Source organism: Streptomyces sp. NPDC043853, assembly GCF_056436025.1.
Map to the genome: position 1 here is coordinate 58,721 of NZ_JBWKDJ010000009.1, position 23,405 is coordinate 82,125.

General features: G+C 72.6%; 15 protein-coding genes and 1 pseudogene. 9 read left to right on the top strand and 7 right to left on the bottom strand.

The features are described 5' to 3' along the window. Positions 1–117 precede the first annotated feature (117 nt). The 3 genes from AC067U_RS23355 to AC067U_RS23365 all read left to right on the top strand — a co-directional run bounded on the left by AC067U_RS23355 (position 118) and on the right by AC067U_RS23365 (position 2,488). Complete coding sequence (locus tag AC067U_RS23355; RefSeq protein WP_478831687.1) at positions 118–1,032, top strand: sugar phosphate isomerase/epimerase family protein; 915 nt, start codon at positions 118–120, stop codon at positions 1,030–1,032. Positions 1,033–1,045: 13 nt separating this feature from the next. After that, positions 1,046–2,059 (top strand): Gfo/Idh/MocA family protein, encoded by a 1,014-nt coding sequence (locus AC067U_RS23360; protein ID WP_478831688.1) that lies wholly within the window; start codon positions 1,046–1,048, stop codon positions 2,057–2,059. Between the two features lie 234 nt (positions 2,060–2,293). Continuing rightward, positions 2,294–2,488 (top strand): helix-turn-helix transcriptional regulator, encoded by a 195-nt coding sequence (locus AC067U_RS23365; protein WP_478831689.1) that lies wholly within the window; start codon positions 2,294–2,296, stop codon positions 2,486–2,488. Between the two features lie 97 nt (positions 2,489–2,585). Here the strand turns inward: AC067U_RS23365 and AC067U_RS23370 are convergent, their stop codons facing one another. Continuing rightward, positions 2,586–4,934: an MMPL family transporter gene (locus AC067U_RS23370; RefSeq protein WP_478831690.1), complete on the bottom strand. Its 2,349-nt coding sequence runs from the start codon at positions 4,932–4,934 to the stop codon at positions 2,586–2,588. A 142-nt stretch (positions 4,935–5,076) separates the two neighbouring features. Here AC067U_RS23370 and AC067U_RS23375 point away from each other — a divergent pair, with 142 nt between their 5' ends. The 3 genes from AC067U_RS23375 (at position 5,077) to AC067U_RS23385 (ending at position 8,427) form a co-directional block, all read left to right on the top strand. Beyond that, positions 5,077–5,718: a TetR/AcrR family transcriptional regulator gene (locus AC067U_RS23375; RefSeq protein ID WP_478831901.1), complete on the top strand. Its 642-nt coding sequence runs from the start codon at positions 5,077–5,079 to the stop codon at positions 5,716–5,718. A gap of 86 nt (positions 5,719–5,804) precedes the next feature. Next, positions 5,805–6,032, top strand: coding sequence for a heavy-metal-associated domain-containing protein (locus AC067U_RS23380; RefSeq protein WP_478831691.1), 228 nt, complete (start codon positions 5,805–5,807; stop codon positions 6,030–6,032). Positions 6,033–6,174: 142 nt separating this feature from the next. Beyond that, positions 6,175–8,427 carry a heavy metal translocating P-type ATPase gene (locus AC067U_RS23385; protein ID WP_478831692.1) on the top strand — a complete coding sequence of 751 codons (2,253 nt, stop codon included), beginning with the start codon at positions 6,175–6,177 and terminating at the stop codon, positions 8,425–8,427. Between the two features lie 405 nt (positions 8,428–8,832). Here the strand turns inward: AC067U_RS23385 and AC067U_RS23390 are convergent, their stop codons facing one another. After that, entirely contained in the window at positions 8,833–10,122 is a 1,290-nt protein-coding gene (locus tag AC067U_RS23390; protein ID WP_478831693.1) for a citrate synthase, read from the bottom strand. Between the two features lie 182 nt (positions 10,123–10,304). After that, positions 10,305–12,533 carry an SF1B family DNA helicase RecD2 gene (gene recD2, locus AC067U_RS23395; protein WP_478831694.1) on the bottom strand — a complete coding sequence of 743 codons (2,229 nt, stop codon included), beginning with the start codon at positions 12,531–12,533 and terminating at the stop codon, positions 10,305–10,307. 340 nt (positions 12,534–12,873) lie between these two features. On the opposite strand from recD2, the pseudogene AC067U_RS23400 reads away from it, so the two are divergent. Beyond that, positions 12,874–13,377 (top strand): annotated as a pseudogene (locus AC067U_RS23400) (GNAT family N-acetyltransferase); the annotation flags it as partial. Here AC067U_RS23400 and AC067U_RS23405 read toward each other — a convergent pair. Next, complete coding sequence (locus AC067U_RS23405) at positions 13,283–14,263, bottom strand: EamA family transporter (protein WP_478831695.1); 981 nt, start codon at positions 14,261–14,263, stop codon at positions 13,283–13,285. The pseudogene AC067U_RS23400 and the gene AC067U_RS23405 sit on opposite strands and share 95 nt — an antisense overlap. Before the next feature lie 104 nt (positions 14,264–14,367). Here AC067U_RS23405 and AC067U_RS23410 point away from each other — a divergent pair, with 104 nt between their 5' ends. Together AC067U_RS23410 and AC067U_RS23415 are read left to right on the top strand one after the other, a co-directional pair. Continuing rightward, the gene (locus AC067U_RS23410) at positions 14,368–15,312 is read left to right on the top strand and encodes a LysR substrate-binding domain-containing protein (RefSeq protein ID WP_478831696.1); all 945 of its coding nucleotides are present in this window, start codon (positions 14,368–14,370) and stop codon (positions 15,310–15,312) included. A gap of 65 nt (positions 15,313–15,377) precedes the next feature. Then, positions 15,378–17,237 carry a glycoside hydrolase family 3 protein gene (locus AC067U_RS23415; protein ID WP_478831697.1) on the top strand — a complete coding sequence of 620 codons (1,860 nt, stop codon included), beginning with the start codon at positions 15,378–15,380 and terminating at the stop codon, positions 17,235–17,237. Between the two features lie 32 nt (positions 17,238–17,269). Here AC067U_RS23415 and AC067U_RS23420 read toward each other — a convergent pair whose 3' ends face one another. The 3 genes from AC067U_RS23420 to AC067U_RS23430 form a co-directional block, all read right to left on the bottom strand. Continuing rightward, entirely contained in the window at positions 17,270–18,703 is a 1,434-nt protein-coding gene (locus AC067U_RS23420; protein ID WP_478831698.1) for a S28 family serine protease, read from the bottom strand. Between the two features lie 80 nt (positions 18,704–18,783). Further along, positions 18,784–19,203, bottom strand: a complete 420-nt coding sequence (locus AC067U_RS23425; RefSeq protein WP_478831699.1) for a hypothetical protein — start codon at positions 19,201–19,203, stop codon at positions 18,784–18,786. Positions 19,204–19,329: 126 nt separating this feature from the next. Next, positions 19,330–23,232, bottom strand: a complete 3,903-nt coding sequence (locus AC067U_RS23430) for an ABC transporter ATP-binding protein (protein WP_478831700.1) — start codon at positions 23,230–23,232, stop codon at positions 19,330–19,332. Positions 23,233–23,405: the final 173 nt, after the last annotated feature.

Here is a 23,405-nt window from a genome sequence, read left to right on the forward strand (position 1 = left end):
GATCGCACGGATCGATCGGATCGATCGGGTCCAACGGCTCCGACGCTTCGGCGGCCGGGTCGGTACGCACAGTCAAGTCCTCCCAGTTTCCCCACAATGCAGCCTAAGGTGGCCGTTATGACGTCCTCCCCGCCCGCGTTGACCCGTATCCGTGTCGGTTCGGCTCCGGACTCCTGGGGAGTGTGGTTTCCGGACGATCCCCGGCAGACCGGCTGGGCCCGCTTCCTCGACGAGGTGGCCGACGCCGGGTACGAGTGGATCGAGCTCGGCCCCTACGGATACCTCCCCACCGATCCGGTCCGCCTGGCCGAGGAGACCGCGAAGCGCGGTCTGCGGGTCTCGGCCGGCACGGTCTTCACCGGACTCCATCACGGGCCCGCGGTCTGGGACCGGACCTGGGAGCACGTGTCGCGGGTGGCGGAGCTCACCCGCGCGACGGGCGCGGAGCACCTGGTGGTGATCCCGTCTTTCTGGCGGGACGACAAGACCGGTGAGGTGCTGGAGGACCGGAACCTGACCGCCGGCCAGTGGCGCGAACTGGCCCGGCAGACCGAGCGCCTGGGCCGCGAGGTACGGGAACGCCACGGCCTGCGGATCGTGGTGCACCCACACGCCGACACGCACATCGACACCCCCGAGAACGTGGCCCGCTTCCTCGACGCGACCGACTCAGGCCTGGTCTCGCTGTGCCTGGACACCGGCCATTACGCGTACTGCGGCGGGGACAGCGTGGAACTGATCGAGACCTACGGGGAGCGCATCGGCTATCTGCACCTCAAGCAGGTGGACCCGCGGATCCTCGCCGAAGTCCGGGCGGAGCAGGTGCCGTTCGGGCCGGCGGTGGCGCGCGGGGTGATGTGCGAGCCGCCGTCCGGGGTGCCCGCCCTGGAGCCGGTGCTGGCCGCGGCACAGCGGCTGGGCACCGACCTGTTCGCCATCGTCGAGCAGGACATGTACCCCTGCGAGCCCGACCGGCCGCTGCCCATCGCCCGGCGCACCCGCGCCTATCTGCGCTCCTGTGGCGCCCGTTGAGAGGCCCGACGCCATGACCAGCACGCTCGGCATCGCCGTGATCGGCACCGGAAAGATGGGGGCCGATCACCTCCGCCGGATCGGCCACTCGGTGGGCGGCGCCCGGGTGGTGGCGGTGGCCGACCCGGACGGCGACCGCGTGAAGGAGGTCACGGCGGGCCTGGAGGACGTCTCCGCGCACACCGACCCGGCGGCGGCACTGTCCGCGCCCGGCGTCGGCGCGGTCCTGATCGCCTCGCCGGGTCCGGCCCACGAGGAGGCCCTGCTGGCGGCTCTGGAGCGGGAACTGCCGGTGCTGTGCGAAAAACCGCTGACCCCGGACCCGGCCGGCGCCCTGCGCGTCCTGGAGGCCGAGCAGCGGATCGGCCGGCGTCTGGTCCAGGTGGGCTTCATGCGCCGGTTCGACGCCGAGTACGAGCGGCTGAAGGGGCTGCTGGACGCCGGCGGGATCGGACGGCCGATGTTCCTGCACTGTCGTCACCGGAACGCCTCCTCGCCCTCCTTCTTCACCAGCGCCATGCTCGTCAGCGACTCGGTGGTGCACGAGGTGGACGCCGCCCGCTGGCTGCTCGGCCAGGAGGTCACCGCGGTGACCGTGCTCTCCCCGGCCCCCTCCTCCGCCGCTCCCGAGGGGCTGCGCGATCCGCAGCTGGTACTGCTGGAGACCTCCGGCGGCGCGATCGTGGACGTGGAGATCTTCGTCAACTGCGGCTTCGGCTACCAGGTGCAGGTCGAGGCGGTGGGTGAAGCGGGCAGCGCCCGGATCGGGGACGCGGGGGCGATGGTCGTGCAGACGGCGGGCCGCCGCTACGACGAGATCCCGCAGGACTTCACCGTGCGCTTCGCGGACGCCTACGACCGGCAGCTCCGGCGGTGGGTGGCCGCGGCCGCCCACGGCGGGGTGGCGGGCCCGGACGCCTGGGACGGCTACGCGGCCGCCGCCGTGTCGGAGGCCGGGCTCACGGCCCTGCGGACCGGCACCCGCACCGCGGTGGACCTGGCCGAACGGCCCCCGCTCTACCGCTGAGGCCCTCCCGTCGCCGCCGGTTCCTGTGCCACTGCCGTCACAGGAGTCGGCCGCCGGTCACGCTTGTCCGGGTTACGCGGGTCTTCCGTCACAGGGATGCGACAGCCCCTCCCCCGCCCCCGCGCGGGGTCGTTCTCCGGGCACAACTCGAGTCGAGTGATCGTCACCGTCCACGTCCCGGCTCCCCCGACGGCCTCCCGGCCGCCCCCGGGTGCGTGGACCAGGAGGTGTGCCATGACCGACCGGAAGCTGTGGTCGTACAAGGAGATCGCCGCCCACATCCGGGTCCAGCCCGACACGGTGCGCTCGTACCGCAAGCACGGGCTGCTGCCGCCGCCCGACCACGTGGAGGGCGGCAAGCCCTTCTGGTACGCCGATACGGTCCGCGCCTGGGTGGCCCAGCGCCCCGGCAACCGCGGCGGCCGCTAGGCCTGTCGTCACAAGTGGCGCCTCGTCCGGATCGGGCATCCCCGGCCCCTCCCCGGCCGTGCCCCGGCGGCCCGTGCCGCCGGGGCGCGGTCCGCGCCTACTGGCCGGCCCCGGCCAGGACCTTCGCCTTCGCCTTCTCCTCGCCCTCACCTTCGTCCTCGCCCTTCCCCTTGTCCGGCTCGTCCACGGCGGTCACCTCGTCCCCGCCCTCGCTGAGTCCGAACCGGTCGTGCAGCCGGCGCAGCGGGCCCGGCGCCCACCAGGTGGCGCGGCCGGTCAGCTTCATCACGGCCGGTACCAGCAGGCTGCGGACGACCATCGCGTCCATCAGCACGGCCAGCGCGATGCCCAGTCCCAGCATCTTGGTGTTGGTGACCCGGGAGGTGCCGATCGCCACCATCACCACCGCGAGGATCACGGCCGCCGCGGTGATCAGTCCGCCCGTCCTGGCGAGCCCCGTCCGGACCGCTCCCTCGTGGTCACCGGTGCGGTCGTACTCCTCCTTGATACGGGATATGAGGAACACGCCGTAGTCCATGGAGAGTCCGAAGGCGATGCAGAACATCAGCACCGGCAGGGTGGTCTCGATGTCCCCGGTCGCGGTGAAGGAGAGCGGTCCGGAGAGGTGGCCCTCCTGGAACACCCACACCACCGCACCGAACATCGCCGTCAGGCTGAGCGCGTTGAGCAGGACCGCCTGGAGCGGTATCAGCACGCTGCCGCTGAGCAGGAAGACCAGCAGCAGGGTCGCCACGGTGATCAGCGCGAGCGCCCACGGCAGCTTCTCGGCGATGGCGTCCTGGGCGTCGACCAGGACGGCCGCCTGGCCGGTCACCGCCGTGTCGAACGGGGCGTCCACCCCCCGCACCTCGTCCACCAGGTCCTGGGTCTGCCCGTCGACGGCCACGCCCTCGCCGACGACCGTGAAGTACGCGGAGGTCCCCGATGCCCCCGGGGCCCCCGGGGCCCCCGAGGTGACCGGACCCTCGACCCTGAGCGTGCCGGGCAGCGCGTCCAGCCGGGCCCGGTAGTCCGCGTACTGCGCGGGGCTCGCCGCGCCCTCGGCGAGGACCACCAGACCGTCCCCGGGGCTGCCCGGGAAGCCGTCCCGGATCTGCTGCTGGACGAGGTGCGAGGCGGCGGTCTCCGGCAGCTGCCGATCGTCGACGGTGCCGAACTTCACCCCGAGGAAGGGCAGTCCGAGGAGCAGCAGCCCCGCCGTGGTGGCCACCGCGAACAGCGGGGCCCGGCGCATCACCAGGGCGGCCGACCGGGCCCAGCCCCGGCCCTCGGCGGCCGCGGTGCCGTCCCCCGCGGCACCGCGCCGGCGCCACAGGCGCCGGAGGTCCAGCGCGTTGACCCGGTCCCCCAGCAGCACCAGCGCGGCCGGGAGCAGGGTCAGCGCCGCCGCCGCGGCGATCAGTACCACCGCGATGCCCGCGTAGGCGAAGGAGCGGAGGAAGTACATCGGGAAGAGCAGCATGGCGGAGAGCGCGACGGCGACCGTCAGGGCGGAGAACAGCACGGTCCGCCCGGCGGTCCGCAGGGTGACGCCGACCGCTCCGACCGGGTCCCGGCCGGCCGCCAGCTCCTCCCGGTACCGCCGCACGATGAACAGGGCGTAGTCGATGGCGAGTCCGAGGCCGAGGGCCGTGGTCAGGTTGAGCGCGAAGACCGACACCTCGGTGAACTCGGTGAGCCCGCGCAGCACGGCGTTGGTCCCCAGGATGGCGACGATGCCGACGCCGAGCGGCAGCAGGGCGGCGATCGCGCTGCCGAAGACCAGCACGAGCAGCAGGAGGGTGACCGGCAGGGCGATCAGCTCGGCGCGGAGCAGGTCCTCCTGGATGGTGGTGGTGATCTCGCGCTGGACCGCGGCCGGCCCGCCGAGGGACACGCTCACCGGACCGTGCGTGCCGCGGTACTCCGGCTCGATCCGGTCGAGCACCGCGATCGCGGCCTTGTCGTCGCCCTGGATCCGGGCGGCGATCAGCGCCTGCCTGCCGTCCTTGGACTTGAGGGTGGGCAGTCCCGTCCGCCAGTACGAGCCGACGCCGGTGAGGCCCGGTTCGGCGGCGAGGCGGGCGGTCAGCCGGTCCGCCTCGGCGGCCACGGCCGGATCGTCGACCCCGGCCGGGCCCACGGAGGGTCCGGCGTCGACCAGGAGCAGCAGGTTCGGCTGGGAGGCGGGGAAGTCCCGCTCCAGTGCCTCGGTGGCGTAGGTGGACTGCGCGTCCGGGTCCTCCCAGCCGCCGCTGGCCAGGCGGTCGGCCACGCCGCCGCCCGCGAACACGGCCAGCGCGGTGAGCACCAGCGCGATCAGCAGCGAGAGCCGGGGCCGGGCGGTGACCAGGCGGGTCCAGCCTCCCACCCGCACCGTGCCGGGGCGCTCCCCACGCCCCGCTCCCCCGTGATTGCCGCGTTCCGCCTGTTTGACTTCGGGCATGGCTCGGTGTCCCCTTCACCGTGATTGCCAGCCGGAATAAACTGGCAAACACGAGCGGTCGCTCGCGTTCCCCAAGAATGCGAGCGAGTTCTCGTGTTTGTCAATCACCCTGGGGAAGGAAGGGATCAACGTGCCCGAGGAGATGCGGGCGAAACCGGTCGAGAAGACCGCGACGCCTCGCCGTCAGGCTCGCGGGGAGCGGCGCATCGCCCAGCTCCTGGAGGCCGCCGCGGGCGTGTTCTGCAAGTCCGGGTACGCGGCCGCGAGCACCAACTCGATCGCCCGCGAGGCGGGCGTCTCGCCCGGCACGCTCTACCAGTTCTTCCCGAACAAGGAGGCCATCGCCGTGGAGCTCGGCGGCCGGCTGCTCCAGCAGGCCAACGAGATGCACGGCCAGGTCTTCCTGCCGGAGAACCTGGACAAGCCGCTGCCTGAGCTGCTCGACGCCGTCCTGGACCCGCTCATCGAGTTCCAGTGCGAGAACCCGGCCTTCTGGGCCCTGATGCACGGCTCCGGAGTGCCCGGCATCACCCAGGAGCACGAGGCCCTGCACGTCGGCATGCAGGCCCGCGTCGAGGGCGTCGTGCGCAGCTTCTGCCCGGAGGCCACCCCCGCCGAGCTCCGGCTCACCACCAACATGATCCTCGGCATCTTCAAGTCCTCGATGGACCTGATCCTGGCCACCGAGGGCGAGGAGCGCGCCGCGTACGCCGCCGAACTGAAGACGGTGCTGCTGCGCTATCTGGAACCCATGGCGGCAAAGACCGGGCTTCATACCCCCTAGGGGTATAGTCTGGGGAGTGGCGGGAGGACCGTGGAACCACACGGGCCGCCCCCGCACCATCGGCCACCCCCGAAGAGGAGAACGACATGACCGCCGAGACGGACACCCGGACCACCACCGTCTACCGCGTGACCGGCATGACCTGCGGCCACTGCGAGGGTGCGGTGACCACCGAGCTCTCCGAGCTCCCCGGCGTCACCTCGGTCAAGGCCGTGGCCGCCACCGGCGAGGTGACCGTGGTCTCCGAGGCGCCGCTCGCCCTGGAGGACGTACGCGCCGCGGTGGACGAGGCCGGCTACGAGCTCGCCGAATAGGACGGACGAACGGGCGGCAGGGCACGGGGCCCGACCGAAAGACCCCGGCCCGCCTCCCCGCAGCACCAGCAACACCCTGCCGGGCCGTGTCCCGCCGGACGACACCGGTCCCGTACGGCCCGGCCTTCCCCTGGAGCCGGACATGAGCAGCACCCTTGAGGTGGAGCTGACCATCGGCGGGATGACCTGCGCCTCCTGCGCGGCCCGCATCGAGAAGAAGCTCAACCGGATGGAGGGCGTCACCGCCTCGGTGAACTACGCCACCGAGAAGGCGAAGGTCACCTACCACCCGGAGGTGCGGGTCGCCGACCTGATCGCCACCGTGGTGAAGACCGGCTACACGGCCGAGGAGCCCCCGCCCCCGCCCGCCCCCGGGCCGCCCGCGCCGGCCCCCGGCGTCCCGGCCGCCGCCGACGCGGAGACCGACACCGAGCTCGCCGCCCTGCGGCAGCGACTGCAGGTCTCCGCCCTGCTCGCCGCGCCCGTCGTCCTGCTCTCGATGGTCCCGGCCCTGCAGTTCGACAACTGGCAGTGGCTCTCCCTCACCCTGGCCGCCCCCGTGGTCGTCTGGGGCGGCCTGCCCTTCCACCGGGCCGCCTGGAGCAACGCGCGGCACGGCGCCGCCACCATGGACACCCTGGTCTCGATCGGCACCCTCGCCGCCTTCACCTGGTCCCTGTGGGCACTGTTCTTCGGCCACGCCGGGATGACCGGCATGCGCCACGGCTTCGACCTCACCGCCGGCCGCACCGACGCCTCCTCCGCCATCTACCTGGAGGTCGCGGCGGGCGTCATCGCCTTCATCCTGCTCGGCCGCTACCTGGAGGCCCGGGCCAAGCGGAAGGCCGGTGCCGCCCTGCACGCCCTGCTGGAACTCGGTGCCAAGGACGTGGCGGTCCTGCGCGACGGCCGCGAGGTGCGGATCCCCGTGGCCGCGCTCGCCGTCGGCGACCGCTTCACGGTCCGCCCCGGCGAGAAGATCGCCACGGACGGGACCGTCCTCGAAGGCGCCTCCGCCGTGGACGCCTCCATGCTCACCGGCGAGTCCGTCCCCGTGGAGGTGGCGGCCGGGGACGCGGTGACCGGCGCCACCGTCAACACCTCCGGCCGACTGGTCGTCGAGGCCACCCGGGTCGGCGCCGACACCCAACTGGCCCGGATGGCACGGCTGGTCGAGGAGGCGCAGAGCGGCAAGGCCCGGGTGCAGCGGCTCGCCGACCGCATCTCGGCCGTGTTCGTGCCCGTCGTGCTGCTGCTCGCGCTCGGCACCTGGATCGGCTGGCTGCTGGCCACCGACGACACCGCCGCCGCCTTCACGGCCGCCGTGGCGGTACTGATCATCGCCTGCCCCTGCGCCCTCGGCCTGGCCACACCGACGGCCCTCATGGTCGGCACCGGACGCGGCGCACAGCTCGGCATCCTCATCAAGGGCCCGGAAGTCCTCGAATCCACCCGCACCGTGGACACGGTCGTCCTGGACAAGACCGGCACCGTCACCACCGGCCGGATGACCCTGCTCGCCGTCCACACCGCCGACGGCACCGGGGAAGTCGAACTCCTGCGCCTGGTGGGAGCCCTGGAACACGCCTCCGAGCACCCCATCGCCCAGGCCATCGCCACCGGGGCCGCCGAACGCGTGGGCACCCTCCCCGCCCCCGAGGCCTTCACCGGCCTGCCCGGCCTCGGTGTTCGGGGCGCCGTCGAGGGCCACGACGTACTGATCGGCCGTCAGAAGCTGCTGACCGGACGCGGGCTGACCGTCCCGCCGGAACTCGCGGCGGCCGCCTCGGAAGCCGAACGGGACGGCCGTACGGCGGTCCTCGCCGCCTGGGACGGGGCCGTCCGCGGGGTCCTGGAAGTGGCCGACGCGGTCAAGCCCACCAGCGCCGAGGCGGTCCTGCGGCTGCGCGGCCTGGGGCTCACCCCGGTGCTGCTCACCGGCGACAACACGCGCGTCGCCCAGGCCGTCGCCGCCGAGGTCGGCATCACCGAGGTCATCGCCGAGGTGCTCCCGCAGGACAAGGCGGAGGTGATCGGCCGGCTCCAGGCCGAGGGCCGTACGGTCGCCATGGTCGGCGACGGGGTCAACGACGCGGCCGCGCTCGCCCGGGCCGACCTCGGCCTGGCCATGGGCACCGGCACCGATGCCGCGATCGAGGCCGCCGACCTCACCCTGGTCCGCGGCGATCTGCGGGTGGCCGCGGACGCCATCCGGCTGTCCCGCCGGACCCTGGGCACCATCAAGGGCAACCTGTTCTGGGCCTTCGGCTACAACGTGGCCGCGCTGCCGCTGGCCGCCGCCGGACTGCTCAACCCGATGATCGCGGGGGCCGCCATGGCCTTTTCCTCGGTGTTCGTGGTGACCAACAGCCTGCGGCTACGCTCGTTCCGCTGAGCGCGCCTCCCCTGCTCACACACACTTCCTTCACGGGAGACGCAGATCACAGTGATCCCAACGTAACCATTCGGGGTGGTCACGGGTCTAATGGGGCGATGCCAAGAACATCTTGGGGGATGTTCGCAGAGGTCTTGGGGGACGTCTGCGGCATCGGCTAGGCCGGGGCACGTGCCCTCGGGGAGCTTTGAGCGGCCCTCCCGACCCGTACGGGTCCCGGCAGGCACCAAAACGCCCCGGTTCGGGTCCCGTGGGGGGAATCCGACCGGGGAACCGAAAGCGCCCCGTCCGACGACCCGTGGGGGGATCGACGGCGGGGCGCTTTCTCTTGCCTGCGTCCGCCTTCCGGCGGCTGCCGTCACGGCCGCGCCGCGACTGCGACTGCGGCTGCGACTGCGACTGCGGTCAGCGGGCCTCGACCGGGACGAAGTCGCGCAGGACCTCGCCGGTGTAGATCTGGCGCGGGCGGCCGATGCGGGAACCCGGCTCCTTGATCATCTCGTGCCACTGGGCGATCCAGCCGGGAAGGCGGCCGAGCGCGAACAGCACGGTGAACATCTCGGTCGGGAAGCCCATGGCCCGGTAGATCAGACCGGTGTAGAAGTCCACGTTCGGGTAGAGGTTGCGCGAGACGAAGTACTCGTCGGAGAGCGCGTGCTCCTCCAGCTTGAGCGCGATGTCGAGCAGCTCGTCGGACTTGCCGAGCGCCGAGAGGACGTCGTGCGCCGCCGCCTTGATGATCTTCGCCCGCGGGTCGAAGCTCTTGTAGACGCGGTGGCCGAAGCCCATCAGACGGACGCCGTCCTCCTTGTTCTTCACCTTGTTGATGAAGGAGTCCACGTCGCCGCCGTTGGCCTGGATGCCCTGGAGCATCTCCAGCACGGACTGGTTGGCGCCACCGTGCAGCGGGCCCCACAGGGCGCTGATGCCGGCGGAGATGGAGGCGAACATGTTCGCCTGCGAGGAGCCGACCAGGCGGACGGTGGAGGTCGAGCAGTTCTGCTCGTGGTCCGCGTGCAGGATGAGGAGCTTGTCGAGCGCGGAGACCACGACCGGGTCGAGCTCGTACTCCTGGGCCGGCACGGAGAAGGTCATGCGCAGGAAGTTCTCGACGTAGCCGAGGTCGTTGCGCGGGTAGACCACCGGGTGGCCGACCGACTTCTTGTACGCGTACGCGGCGATCGTCGGCAGCTTGGCCAGCAGCCGGATCGTCGAGAGGTGGCGCTGGTTGTCGTCGAACGGGTTGTGGCTGTCCTGGTAGAACGTGGACAGGGCGCTGACCACGGAGGACAGCATCGCCATCGGGTGGGCGTCGCGCGGGAAGCCGTCGTAGAAGCGCTTGACGTCCTCGTGCAGCAGCGTGTGCTGGGTGATCTCGTTGCGGAACGTCGCGAGCTGGTCGACGGTCGGCAGCTCACCGTTGATCAGCAGGTAGGCGACCTCGATGAAGGTCGAGCGCTCCGCCAGCTGCTCGATCGGGTAGCCGCGGTACCGCAGGATGCCCTGCTCGCCGTCGAGGTAGGTGATCGCGGATTTATAGGCGGCGGTGTTTCCGTAGCCGCTGTCCAGGGTGACCAGCCCGGTCTGAGCCCGGAGCTTCGCAATGTCGAAGCCCTTGTCACCGACGGTGCTCTCGACCACCGGGTAGGTGTATTCACCGTCCGCGTACCGCAGTACTACAGAGTTGTCGCTCACGTCATCCCTCACCGACGTAGTGCCTCTTCTTCGAGGTGCCCTGACTGCCTCTACCTTCCCCCATTTGGCGCAGGAGAGTGCACTCGGGGTCGGCCTTTGGTGCATTTGACGGCACTGAGTGCCGTCAGCCCGCCTATCCTGCCCCCTCCGCGCCGGTGCCGTAACCCCAAATGATCGATCATTTAGGTGATGTTTCCCACCGGTATGCGGCCGGACAGTCTCGACGCGACCGCCGTGTACCTCCTGCCTGCGGAAACGGTACGCACCGCCTGGCCCAGCGCCTTCCGTGAGCCGACCAGTACGACCAGTTTCTTCGCCCTGGTCACCGCCGTGTAGAGCAAGTTCCGCTGGAGCATCATCCAAGCACCCGTCGTGACCGGGATCACCACAGCGGGATATTCACTCCCCTGGGAGCGGTGGATGGTGACGGCATAGGCGTGGGCCAGCTCGTCGAGCTCCGCGAAGTCGTACCCCACCTCCTCGTCCTCGTCCGTACGGACCGTCAGGCTCTGGCCTTCCGGGTCGATCCCGGTGACCACGCCCACGGTGCCGTTGAAGACGCCATTGGCGCCCTTTTCATAGTTGTTCCTGATCTGGGTGACTTTGTCACCCACGCGGAAGACCCGCCCGCCGAACCGCTTCTCGGGCAGCCCCGGCCGGGCCGGGGTGACCGCCTGTTGGAGCAGTCCGTTGAGGGTGCCCGCGCCGGCCGGGCCGCGGTGCATCGGGGCGAGGACCTGGACGTCCCGCCGCGGGTCCAGCCCGAACCGGGCCGGGATCCGCCGGGCGGCCACGTCCACCGTCAGCCGTCCGGCTTCCTCGGTGTCCTCCTCGGCGAACAGGAAGAAGTCCGGCAGGCCCTCGGTCAGCGGCGGCAGGCCGGTGTTGATCCGGTGCGCGTTGGTCACCACTCCGGACTGCTGGGCCTGCCGGAAGATCCGGGTCAGCCGTACCGCGGGCACCGGCCCGCCCTCGGCCAGCAGGTCCCGCAGCACCTCTCCGGCGCCCACCGAGGGCAGCTGGTCCACGTCTCCGACGAGCAGCAGGTGAGCACCCGGCGCCACCGCCTTGACCAGCTTGTTCGCCAGCAGCAGGTCCAGCATCGACGCCTCGTCGACGACGACCAGGTCCGCGTCGAGCGGCCGCTCCCGGTCGTACGCCGCGTCCCCGCCCGGCTTGAGCTCCAGCAGCCGGTGCACCGTGGAGGCCTCCGCCCCGGTGAGCTCCGACAGCCGCTTCGCGGCCCTCCCGGTCGGGGCCGCCAGCACCACCTTGGCCTTCTTGGCCCGGGCGAGCTCCACGATCGAACGCACGGTGAAGGACTTGCCGCAGCCGGGCCCGCCCGTGAGCACGGCCACCCGGCGGGTCAGCGCCAGCTTCACCGCGTCCCGCTGCTCCGGAGCCAGCTCGGCCCCGGTCCGCCCGGCGAGCCAGCCCAGCGCCTTGTCCCAGTCCACGTCCCGGAAGGCCGGCATCCGGTCCTCCTCGGCGCGCAGCAGCCGGCGCAGCTGCCCGGTCAGCGAAAGCTCCGCCCGGTGGAAGGGCACCAGGTAGACCGCGGTGAGCGGCGGGCCGCCGTCCGGATCCGGTACCTGCTCGCGCACGACCCCTTCCGGGTCCTCGGCGAGCTCGGCCAGGCACTCGATCACCAGCCCCGTGTCCACCTGCAGCAGTTTGACCCCGTCCGCGATCAGCCGCTCCTCGGGCAGGAAGCAGTGCCCCTGGTCGGCGGACTGGGACAGCGCGTACTGCAGCCCGGCCTTGACCCGCTCGGGGCTGTCGTGCGGGATGCCGACCGCCTGGGCGATCCGGTCGGCGGTGAGGAAGCCGATGCCCCAGACGTCGGCGGCGAGCCGGTAGGGCTGGTTCTTCACCACGGAGATCGAGGCGTCCCCGTACTTCTTGTAGATCCGGACGGCGATGGAGGTGGACACGCCGACACCCTGGAGGAAGACCATGACCTCCTTGATGGCCTTCTGTTCCTCCCAGGCGGCGCCGATCATCCCGGTCCGCTTGGGGCCGAGGCCCGGCACCTCGATCAGCCGCTTCGGCTCCGACTCGATGACCTCAAGGGTGTCCGTGCCGAAGTGCTCGACGATGCGGTCGGCGATCCTCGGGCCGATGCCCTTGATCAGACCCGAGCCGAGGTATCGGCGTATGCCCTGGATGGTCGCGGGCAGCACCGTGCGGTAGTTCTCCACGGTGAACTGGCGGCCGTACTGCGGATGGGAACCCCAGCGGCCCTCCATCCGCAGCGATTCGCCCGGCTGCGCCCCCAGCAGCGCCCCGACCACCGTGAGGAGGTCCCCGCCGCCGCGCCCCGTGTCGACGCGCGCGACCGTGTAGCCGCTCTCCTCGTTGGCGTACGTGATCCGCTCGAGTACCCCTTCGACCACCGCCATGTTCGACATGGCACGAAGCTACCGTGACCCGCGGACATCGCGCCGGGCCTGTGGACGACCACCCCTGGGCCACCCCCCGCGGGAAACACCAAGGGGGCCCGGCCTCAGCGGCCGGACCCCCTCACGGTTACCCCTCCCGTGCAGGACTTCCCGATCCCCCCGGATCCTCCCCCGGAAGCCCTGACGTCATACGAGACTCGCGCGCCGCCCGGACGGTTGCACAGCACTGCACAGCGTTATGTTTCTGTTACTCAAGGTGCCGTCAAATCCATGCAGACGGAGCGTTTCGGCCATGGACGCGGTCGGGGGACCGGCCCCGGCCGCGCCGCCCTAGAGTGGTGCCATGGCTGAGAGGGTGCGGCTGCGGGAACCCGAACCGGGCGACCTGGGCTGGATCGTGCAGCGCCACGGCGCGCTGTACGCCGCCGAGTACGGCTGGAACACGGAGTTCGAGGGGCTGGTCGCCCGGATCGTCGCCGACTTCGCCGAGGACCACGATCCCCATCTGGAGCGGGTGTGGATCGCCGAGCTCGACGGCCGCCCGGTCGGCTCGGTGATGTGCGTACGGGAGGACGGCTCGCCCGGCACCGCCCGGCTGCGACTGCTGCTCGTGGACCCCGAGGGCCGGGGCCACGGGATCGGCGCCAGGCTGGTGGACGCGGTGGTGTCCTTCGCCCGGTCGGTCGGCTACCGCGAACTGGTCCTGTGGACCAACGACGTCCTCACCGACGCCCGCGCCCTCTACCAGCGGGCCGGGTTCACGCTCGTCTCGGAGAAGCCGCACCGCTCGTACGGAGCGGACCTGACGGGTCAGGACTGGCGCCTGCCGCTGCGGGAGAACTCCCCGCGCTGACCCCGCCGTCCGGCGCCGCACCGGTCGCCCGCCGGGCCGGCGCCAGCGAGGTCAGCGCCACCCCGCCGACCAGCAGCACCGCCGCGACCCCGCGCAGCCCGGACACTCCCTCGCCCAGCAAGAGCGCCGCCGAGGACATCCCGAACACCGGCACCAGCAGCGAGAACGGCGCCACCGAGGTGGCCGGGTACCGGCGCAGCAGGTACGCCCAGGCGCCGAAGCCCAACACCGTCGAGATCCAGGCCACGTACACGATGACGCCCACCCCCGACCAGTCCAGGGCGCGCAGCGCGGCCAGGTCCCGCTCCGGCCCCTCCAGCAGCAGTGAGAGCACCAGCAGGGGCAGCACCGGCACGGTGCACACCCAGATCATGAAGTTCATCGCCTCGGGCGGGGAGGCCTTGCGGGTCAGTACGTTGGACACGCCCCAGCAGACCGCGGCCGCGACGACCAGCAGGAAGCCGAGCACCGGCCCGGAGGCACCCTCGTCCACCCCGGCCACCACGATGCCGGCCAGGGCGACGGTCATCCCGAGCAGCCGTACCCGGCCCGGCCGTTCGCCCAGTACGACCGCCGCGAACAGCGCCGTGAACACGGCCTGGACCTGGAGCACCAGGGAGGACAGCCCGGCCGGCATCCCGGCGTCCATCCCGGTGAACAGCAGCCCGAACTTGGCCACGCCCAGGGCCAGCCCCACCCCCAGCACCCACCTCCAGGCGACCTTGGGCCGTCCGACGAAGAACACCGCCGGCAGCGCGGCGACCAGGAAGCGGAGCGCGGACAGCAGCAGCGGCGGGAAGTGGCCGAGGCCGATCTCGATGACGACGAAGTTGAATCCCCAGACGGCGGCGACGAGGACGGCGAGTGCGGTGTGTACGGGACGCATGCTCCGAGCATCGACGCGGCGACCATGTAGCACCAGCGCGGATCTCTTCCGGGTCGGATGTAGCAACGCTTACGTATGGCCGCCCGCGCCCCTACGATGGGCGCATGCTGGATCTGGCCCGCCTGCGCGCGCTGCACGCCGTCTCCGTCCACGGTTCGGTGGCCGCCGCCGCGGCCGCCCTCGGCTACACCCCGTCCGCCGTCTCCCAGCAGATCGCCAAGCTGGAGCGGGAGACCCGCACCACCCTGCTGGAGCGGCGCGGCCGGGGCGTGGCGCTCACCGAGGAGGCCCGCCACCTGGCCGCGACGGCACAGGAGTTGCTGGCCATCGTGGAACGGGCGGAGACCACCCTGGAGGAGCGCCGCGGGCTGCCGAGCGGCCTGCTGACGGTGGCCGCGTTCGCCTCCGCCGCCCGCGGGCTGCTGCCGGGGGTGCTCGCCGAGCTGGCCCACCGTCACCCCGCGCTGGACGTCCGGCTGACCGAGGTGGACCCGCACCTGTCCGTGGACCTGGTGGCCCGGGGCGTCACCGACCTGGCCGTGGCGCACGACTGGGACGTCGCCCCGCTGCCCGCCCCCGAGGGGGTGGACCAGGCCCGTATCGGGGACGAGCGGTGCGACCTGATCGTGCCCGCGGGGCATCCGTTCGCCCGGCGGCCGCTCGTGCGCCGGGAGGACCTCGGCGGCCAGCGGTGGGTCTGCCAGCCGCCCGGCATGGTCTGCCACGACTGGCTCGTCCGCACCCTGCGCGACGCCGGCTGCGAACCGGAGGTCGTGCATGTGGCGGAGGAGAACCACACCCTGGTCGCCCTGGTCGCCGCCGGGCTCGGGGTGGCCGTGATCCCGCGGCTCGGCACCGGCCCGCTGCCGCCCGGCGCGGTCGCCGTCCCCCTCGATCCCGCCCCCGTCCGCAGGCTGTACGCGCTCTGGCGGACCGGGGCCGCGCGCCGCCCCGCGATCACCGAGACGGTCCGCACCCTGCGGGCCCACTGGCCCCCGCCGGGAGTGGGCGACGCCACGGACCGCCCGGACGCGCCCGACGCTCCCTAGCGCTTACGGGGGACCCGCGCGCGTGGGGCCGGGTCCGGGCGGGCCCTGCGCAGTAGCGTGCCCGGGTGCCGCCCCACGTTCCGTACCACGCGTCCCGCCGCCGCCTGCTGACCGCTGCCGCCGCCCTGGCCGCCGGTGCCGCGGCCGGCGCCTCCGCCGCCCGGACCGGCGACGCCTCCCCGGTCCCGTACGCGCACGCCGGCCACGGGACCGATGCCCGGAACCCCGGCACCGCCCCCGGCGCGCCCCCCGGCCCGCGCCCCGACAGTGCCGCGCTGCGCCGGCTCCTGGACGGGATGACCCCGGCCGAGAAGGTGGGCCAGCTGTTCGTCAGCCGGGCCTACGGCCACTCCGCGACCGCCCCGGACCCCGCCGACGCCGAGGCCAACCTGGCGCAGTTCGGGGTGCGCACCGCCGCCGAGCTGGTCGCCCGCCACCATCTGGGCGGGATCATCTACTTCGCCTGGGCGCACAACACCCGGACCCCGCCGCAGATCGCCGAGCTGTCCGACGGCCTGCAGCGCGCCGCACTCGCCGCCCCCGCGCGTATCCCGCTGCTGATCTCCGTCGACCAGGAGCACGGGATCATCGCCCGGATCGGCCGCCCCGCCACCCTGCTGCCGGGTGCGATGGCCCTCGGCGCGGGCGGTTCCGTCTCCGCCGCGCGCCGGGCCGCGCGGATCGCCGGCACCGAACTGGCCGCCCTCGGTATCCGGCAGGACTACGCCCCGGTGGCCGACGTGAACACCGACCCGGCCAACCCGGTCATCGGCGTCCGGTCCTTCGGCTCGGACCCGCGGGCGGTGGCCGGGCTGGTCGCCGCCCAGGTGCACGGCTACCAGGGAGCCGGGATCGCCGCCACCGCCAAGCACTTCCCGGGTCACGGGGACACCGCCACCGACAGCCACGTGGGCCTGCCGGTGATGGACCACACCCGGGCGGAGTGGGAGCGGCTGGACGAGCCCCCGTTCCGGTCGGCCGTGGCGGCGGGCGTCGACGTGATCATGACCGCGCACATCGTGGTGCCCTCGCTGGACCCGTCCGGGGACCCGGCCACGCTCTCCCGCCCGGTCATCACCGGAGTGCTGCGCGAACGCCTGGGCTTCCGCGGGGTGGTGGTCACCGACGCCCTCGACATGGCCGGCGTACGGCAGAAGTACGGGGACGACCGGGTGCCGGTGCTGGCCCTGAAGGCAGGCTGCGACCAGCTGCTCAACCCGCCGGACCTGGCCCTGGCGCAGCGCAGCGTGCTGGCGGCGGTGCGCAGCGGGGAGCTGACCGAGGAGCGGATCGGGGAGTCGGTGCTGCGGATCCTGGAACTCAAGGCGCGGCGGGGCCTGTTCGAGGACCCGTACACCTCGCCGGAGCGGGTCGCGGCCGCCGTCGGCACGCCCGGGCACCTGGCCGCCGCCGACGCGGTCGCCGCCCGTACGACCACCCTGCTGGCCAATCCCCGGGGCCTGCTCCCGCTCGACCCGGCGGAACGCCCCCGGCTGCTGGTCACCGGCACCGACCCGGCCTCGCCGAGCGGCACCACGGGCCCGCCGACGGCCGTCCTGGCCCGCGAGCTGACCGCGCTGGGGTTCGTCGCCACGGCCGTTCCGGCGGAGCGGGCGCGGGGCGCCGCGCCCGGCCACGACGCGCTCCTGGTGTGCACGTACAACGTCCCGGAGGGCGAGAGTCCGCAGCGGACGCTGGTGACGGACCTGATCGCCACCGGGGTCCCGGTGGTGGCGCTGGCGGTCCGCAATCCGTACGACGCCGCGCGGCTGCCCGAGTGCGCGGCGAGCCTGGCGACGTACTCGTGGACCGATGTGGAACTGCGCGCCGCCGCCCGGGTGCTGGCCGGTACGGTCCGCCCCGCCGGGCGGCTCCCGGTGCCCGTGCCGGGCCGGTACCCGCTGGGCCACGGCCTCACGTACTGAGGCCGCGGCCTGCGGTCCTGTGGCTCGCCGTGTTACCGGCGGAGCTGCGGCTCGCGCTCCGTGTCCCGCCGGTCCAGCTTCAGGTCGGCCTTGGCCAGCGGCCTCGCCTTGGCCGGGTCGGCCTGGACGGCGGCCGGGGCGACCCCGGCCCACTCCAGGATCCGCGCGGTGGCGAGCGCCTTCTCGCCCTCCTGGAGCTTGGCGACGTTGGCACCGTGGTTCGCGCCGGGCGCGGTCATCACGTACGAGTCATGCGTCCCGTAGCCCAGGCGGAACGGTTCGGCACCCCACGGGTCGTTCTGCCCGTAGACGAAGAGCATCCGCTCGGCGTTGTTCCGGACCCAGGTGTCCACGTCCCGCATCGCGTTCGGCTGGAAGGTCATGGGGATGTCGCGGGGCACGAAGTTCCGCGGCGGCTGGTAGCCGTAGCGGGTCAGGCCCTTGAGGTGCGGCTGCCTGATGTCCGGCGAGCCGAGCTGGGTGCCCGCCTGGTAGTAGTACGGGGTGTACGTCTCCAGGCCCTGGTCGCTGTATGCCGAGAAGCCGGAGATGCCGTCGACGGTGTCCCAGATCTCCTGGTCGGAGGCGGTGGCCGCGACCGGGATGCTCCCGCAGTCGGAGAGCAGGCTGTACTGCCAGAACGCCCACGCGTAGTCGAGGACCACGGCCTCGTACGCCCGGTCCAGGTCGCCGACGGTCTTGAAGGTCCAGCCGTTCTCGGCGGCGGCCGCGGCGTACTTGGCCTCCAGCGGCCCGCGGCGCAGCAGCGCCTCGCGCTGGACGTTGTTCAGCTTGTCGCGGCACTCCTTGGTGCCGACCTTGGCGAAGAACCGGTCGTAGGCCGAGTCCTCGTTGTTCACCACGTCGTTGGGCGCGACGTAGGCGACGACGCCGTCCATGTCGTTCGGGTGGAAGCGCTCGTAGTACGTGGCGGTCATGCCGCCCTTGCTGCCGCCGGTGGCGATCCACTTCTTGTCGTAGATCTTCTTCAGCGCCTGGTGGATGCGGTGCTGGTCGTCGGCCGCCTGCTTGATGTTCAGGTTCGACCAGTTGGCCGGGTCGGGCCGGGAGGGCGTGAAGAACCGGTACTCCATCGACACCTGGTTGCCGTCGATGATGGTCGTCGGCTCGCTGCGGCGCGGGTTGGTGTTCACGTTGTAGCCCGAGGTGAAGAAGACCGTCGGGCGGTCGGTGTCCTTGTGCAGCAGCGTGATGCGCTGCTTGAAGGTGCCCTGCCACGGCTTCCGGTGGTCCACCGGCTGCTCGAAGTTGAGGACGAAGAAGCGGTAACCCGTGTACGGCTTCTCCTCTATGAGGCTCATCCCCGGTATGGCGAGGATCCTGTCCTTGATGTCCGGGCCGGCGGCGGGCTCGGCGGCGGTGGCCGCCTGAGCCGTCGTTCCGGCCGCGCCCAGGGTGCCGGTCAGCACCACGAGCGGCAGCAGGCATCGGAGCGCCTTGCGCATTCATCCTCCCCATGGGTTCACTGCGGTCGCCGTGAACCTACGGGGTCAACGGGCCTGTGAACAGACCTGGTTGGGACGCATCAGCAGAGGATCCAGCCGGATGACACCGAACCGGCGCCGACTTCGCCGCGGACGAACACGCAGCGGCTCACCGCGTAGACCGTCACCGGTCCGGCGAAGCGGGTGAAGCGGCCGCCGTCGCGGACCGGTACGCCGCCGCGCGGCTGGACGCTGACGGACATGTACTGCCGCGCGCCCGGGCGGTAGGGCAGGGTCACGGCGCAGACATGGGTGCGCGACTTGAACACGCGGACCTCACCGGTGGAGAACGGCAGCGTCCGCACCAGCCGTCCGGCGCAGCCGCCGGCCGCGGCCTCGGGCGCCTGGGCCGCCTGCGCGGGCGCGGCGGCGAGCAGCCCTCCGACGGCCAGGCCCAGCCCGGCCGCGCACACACCGAGGGCCTTGGTCAGGCGCCCCGCCCTGCCCCACGCATGGAACACGCTTCCCCCAGTCGGTCGTACGCACGACACACGTACGCACGTACGACGCACGGCCGACCGAGTTGGTTCCGGACGGCCCCGGGCCGGCTCCGGGTGGGTGCCGACCCCCGGACCCGGGGGGCCGGGTCAGGCGGCGGCCCGCTCGTCCTCTCCGATGAAGGTGCGCCAGAGTTCGGCGTACCGGCCGCCCCGGGCGAGGAGTTCGGCATGCGTGCCGACCTCGGCGATCCGGCCGCGGTCCATGACCACGACCCGGTCCGCCCGGGCCGCGGTGGTGAGCCGGTGCGCCACCACCAGGGTGGTGCGGCGGCCCGCCAGGCGGTCGGTGGCCTGGTTGACGAGCGCCTCGCTCGCCAGGTCCAGGGCGGCCGTGGCCTCGTCGAGCAGCAGCACGTCCGGGTCCACGAGTTCGGCCCGGGCCAGGGCGATCAGCTGGCGCTGCCCGGCGGACAGGTTGCGGCCGCGCTCGGCCACCGGGTGCAGGTAGCCGCCGTCGAGGGTGGCGATCATGCCGTGCGCGCCGACGGCGCGGGCCGCCGCCTCCACCTCGGCGTCGCTCGCGTCCGGCCGGCCGTAGGCGATGGCGTCCCGGACCGTCCCCGGGAAGAGGTACGACTCCTGGGGGACCACGCCCAGCCGGTGGCGGTAGCCGGTGAGGTCGAGCTCGCGCAGGTCGGTGCCGTCGGCGGTGACCCGGCCGGCGGTGGGGTCGTAGAACCGGGCCACCAGCTTGACCAGGGTGGACTTCCCGGCGCCGGTCTCGCCCACGAAGGCGACGGTCTGCCCGGCGGGTATCCGCAGGTCTATCCCGGCCAGCGCGTCGCCCTTCTCGCCGCGCTCCTCGGCGGTCCCGTACTGGAAGCGGACGCCCTCGAAGGCGATGTCCCCGCGGAGCTCCTTCACCTCGCGCGGAGCCGCCGCGCGCGGCGTGGTGGTGGGCTCGCGCAGCAGGTCCTGGATCCGGCCCAGCGACACGGTGGCCTGCTGGTACCCGTCGAAGACCTGGGAGAGCTGCTGGACCGGGGCGAAGAACAGGTCGATGTAGAGCAGGTACGCGACCAGCGCGCCGGTGGTCAGGGTGCCGGCCTCGACCCGGCCGGCGCCGACGACCAGCACGGCGGCCGCGGCGACCGAGGACAGCAGCTGGACGAACGGGAAGTAGACGGAGATCAGCCACTGGCCGCGGACCCGGGCCTCGCGGTAGGAGTCGCTGCGCTCGGCGAACCGGGCGGCCCCGGAGCGCTCACGGCGGAAGGCCTGGACGATCCGCAGGCCGGCGACGGACTCCTGGAGGTCCGCGTTGACCACGCTGACCCGGTCGCGGGCCAGTTCGTATGCCTTCACGGACTTCCGACGGAAGTAGATCGTGCCGATGACGAGCAGCGGCAGGGTGGCGAAGACGATCAGGGCCAGTTCGACGTCGAGCACCAGTAGGGCGACGAGGATCCCGAAGAAGGTGAAGACCGAGACCACGGCGGTGACCAGCCCGGTCTGCAGGAAGGTGGACAGGGCGTCCACGTCCGTGGTCATCCGGGTCATGATCCGGCCGGTGAGCTCGCGCTCGTAGTAGTCCAGGCCGAGGCGCTGGAGCTGGGCGAAGATCTTGACGCGGAGCGAGTAGAGCACGCGTTCGCCGGTGCGGCCGGTCATCCGGGTCTCGGCGACCTGCGCGGCCCACTGGCCGAGGACGACGAGCAGGGCCACCGCGGAGGCCGCCCAGACGGCGCCGAGGGCGAGCCGCTCCACGCCGTCGTCGATGCCGTGCCGGATCAGGACCGGCAGCAGCAGGCCGGCGCCCGCGTCTACGGCGACCAGGGCGAGGCTGACCGCGAGCGGGGCCCAGAAGCCGTGGAGCAGGCGGCGCAGGCCGTAGCTCTCCTCGGCTGCGGCCGCGCGGTCCTCGTCGATGCCGGGGGTGTCGTCGGCGGGCGGCAGCGCGGCCACCTGCGCGAGGAGTTCGGGGGTCGCCGGCATGCCGGCGACGGCGCCGGCCATGCTGTGCGGGGCGCCGGTCCCGGCGGCGGGGGCGGTGACGGCACCCCGCTCGGCGTCCTGCTCCGCCTCCTCCTCGCGGCGCTTCCACAGCTCGGGGGTGATCCCGTCGACGGCCCGGCGCTTGGCGCTGACCGGCTCGGAGTCGATCTCCGCCTCGATCTCCAGGTCCCGTTCGAGGTCGGCGAGGACCCCGGTGTCGGCCGCGGATTCGGTGCCGGGGAGCCGGGGCGATCCGGCGGCGAGCGCGTCGGGGTCGGTCAGCAGCCGGCGGAACAGGGCGGAGTCCCGCTCCAGCTCCGCGTAGGTGCCGAGGGCGGCGAGCCGGCCGTGTTCGAGTACGGCGATCCGGTCGGCGAGGGCCAGGGTGGAGCGGCGGTGCGCGATGAGCAGGGTCGTGCGGCCCGCCATCACCGACCGCAGGGCCTCGTGGATCTCGTGCTCGATGCGGGCGTCGACGGCGGAGGTGGCGTCGTCCAGGAGCAGCAGCCGGGGGTCGGTCAGGATGGCCCGGGCGAGGGCGATGCGCTGCCGCTGGCCGCCGGACAGCGTGAGCCCGTGCTCGCCGACCTTGGTGTCATAGCCGGCGGGCAGGGCCTCGATGAAGCCCTCGGCCTGGGCGGCGCGGGCGGCGGAGCGGATCTCCTCGTCGGTGGCCCCGGGGTGCCCGTAGGCGATGTTGGACCGTACCGAGTCGGAGAACAGGAACGAATCCTCGGGCACCAGTCCGATGGCGGCGCGCAGGGAGCCGAAGGTCAGCTCGCGGACGTCGTGGCCGCCGATGCGGACGGTGCCGCGGTCGGCGTCGTAGAAGCGGGGCAGGAGCAGGGAGAGGGTGGACTTGCCGCTGCCGGAGGCACCGACCACGGCGAGGGTCTCCCCGGGCGCGACGCGCAGGCTGAGCCCGTCCAGGACGGGCCTCTCCGGGTCGTAGCCGAAGGACACGTCCTCGAACTCGACGGTGGCGGTGGCGTCCGCGGGCAGTTCCGTGGTGCCGTCCTCGATCACCGGGCGGGTGTCGATGAGTTCGAGGACCCGCTCCACGCCCGCGCGGGCCTGCTGGCCGACGGTGAGCACCATGGCGAGCATGCGGACGGGGCCGACCAGCTGGGCCAGGTAGGTGGAGAAGGCGACGAAGGTGCCGAGGGTGACCCGGCCGTTGGTGGCCATCCAGCCGCCGAGGGCGAGCATGGCGACCTGGGCGAGGGCGGGGACGGCCTGCAGGGCGGGGGTGTAGCGGGAGTTCATGCGGATGGTGCGGAGCCGTCCGGCGAACAGCCGGCGGCCGGCCTCGCGGAGCTTTCCGGTCTCCTGCTCCTCCTGCCCGAAGCCCTTGACCACGCGGACGCCGGTCACGGCGCCGTCCACGACGGTGGCCACGGCGGCGGCCTGGCCCTGGGCGTACCAGGTGGCCGGGAACAGCTTCTTCCGGCTGCGCTTGGCGATGAACCAGAGGGCGGGGGCCATGAGCAGGGCGACGAGGGTCAGCAGCGGCGAGAGCCACAGCATGACGGCCAGGGATATGCCGAAGAGGAGGAAGTTGCCGATGGTCATCGGCAGCATGAAGAGCAGGCCCTGGATCAGCTGCAGGTCGCTCGTCGCGCGCCCGACGACCTGCCCGGTGGACAGCTCGTCCTGCCTCCGCCCGTCCAGCCGGGCGATGGTGTCGTACATCTCGGTGCGCAGGTCGTGCTGTACGTCGAGGGCGAGCCGGCCGCCGTAGTAGCGGCGTATGTACGTCAGCACGTACACGGCTATGGCGGCGCCTATGAGCAGCCCGGCCCAGGGGCCCATGGGCTTGCTCTGCTCCCCGATGACGTCGTCGATGATCACCTTGGTGACCAGTGGCACCAGCGCCATGACGGCCATGCCGCCCAGCGAGGACCCGAGCGCGAGCAGGACGTTCGCCTTGTACCGCCAGGTGTACGCGGCGAGCCGCCTGGCCCAGCCCCGCTGCTCCGGCTCCCCCTGCTTCTGCCCCTGCTTCTGCCCCTGCTTTTCCTTCTGCCCCGCCCCGGCTGTCTCTCCCGCCGCCACGTGAAGCCTCCCCGTTCGTCCTGTCCTGCCGGAAGGCACCAACGCGACGACCGGCGGATTTCATCCCGCAGCAACAATTGAACGGGTGTACGCCGGGCCGGACGAGCCGGACTCGTCCGGCCGTGGCGGCCCGCCTCGACGGTCCGTCGAGGCGGGCTCCAGGACGCGGCCCC

Coding starts and splice junctions, on each gene's coding strand:
- AC067U_RS23355 (WP_478831687.1), top strand. CDS start 118: ATGACGTCCTCCCCGCCCGCGTTGACCCGTATCCGTGTCGGTTCGGCT.
- AC067U_RS23360 (WP_478831688.1), top strand. CDS start 1,046: ATGACCAGCACGCTCGGCATCGCCGTGATCGGCACCGGAAAGATGGGG.
- AC067U_RS23365 (WP_478831689.1), top strand. CDS start 2,294: ATGACCGACCGGAAGCTGTGGTCGTACAAGGAGATCGCCGCCCACATC.
- AC067U_RS23370 (WP_478831690.1), bottom strand. CDS start 4,934: ATGCCCGAAGTCAAACAGGCGGAACGCGGCAATCACGGGGGAGCGGGG.
- AC067U_RS23375 (WP_478831901.1), top strand. CDS start 5,077: ATGCGGGCGAAACCGGTCGAGAAGACCGCGACGCCTCGCCGTCAGGCT.
- AC067U_RS23380 (WP_478831691.1), top strand. CDS start 5,805: ATGACCGCCGAGACGGACACCCGGACCACCACCGTCTACCGCGTGACC.
- AC067U_RS23385 (WP_478831692.1), top strand. CDS start 6,175: ATGAGCAGCACCCTTGAGGTGGAGCTGACCATCGGCGGGATGACCTGC.
- recD2 (WP_478831694.1), bottom strand. CDS start 12,533: ATGTCGAACATGGCGGTGGTCGAAGGGGTACTCGAGCGGATCACGTAC.
- AC067U_RS23405 (WP_478831695.1), bottom strand. CDS start 14,263: ATGCGTCCCGTACACACCGCACTCGCCGTCCTCGTCGCCGCCGTCTGG.
- AC067U_RS23410 (WP_478831696.1), top strand. CDS start 14,368: ATGCTGGATCTGGCCCGCCTGCGCGCGCTGCACGCCGTCTCCGTCCAC.
- AC067U_RS23420 (WP_478831698.1), bottom strand. CDS start 18,703: ATGCGCAAGGCGCTCCGATGCCTGCTGCCGCTCGTGGTGCTGACCGGC.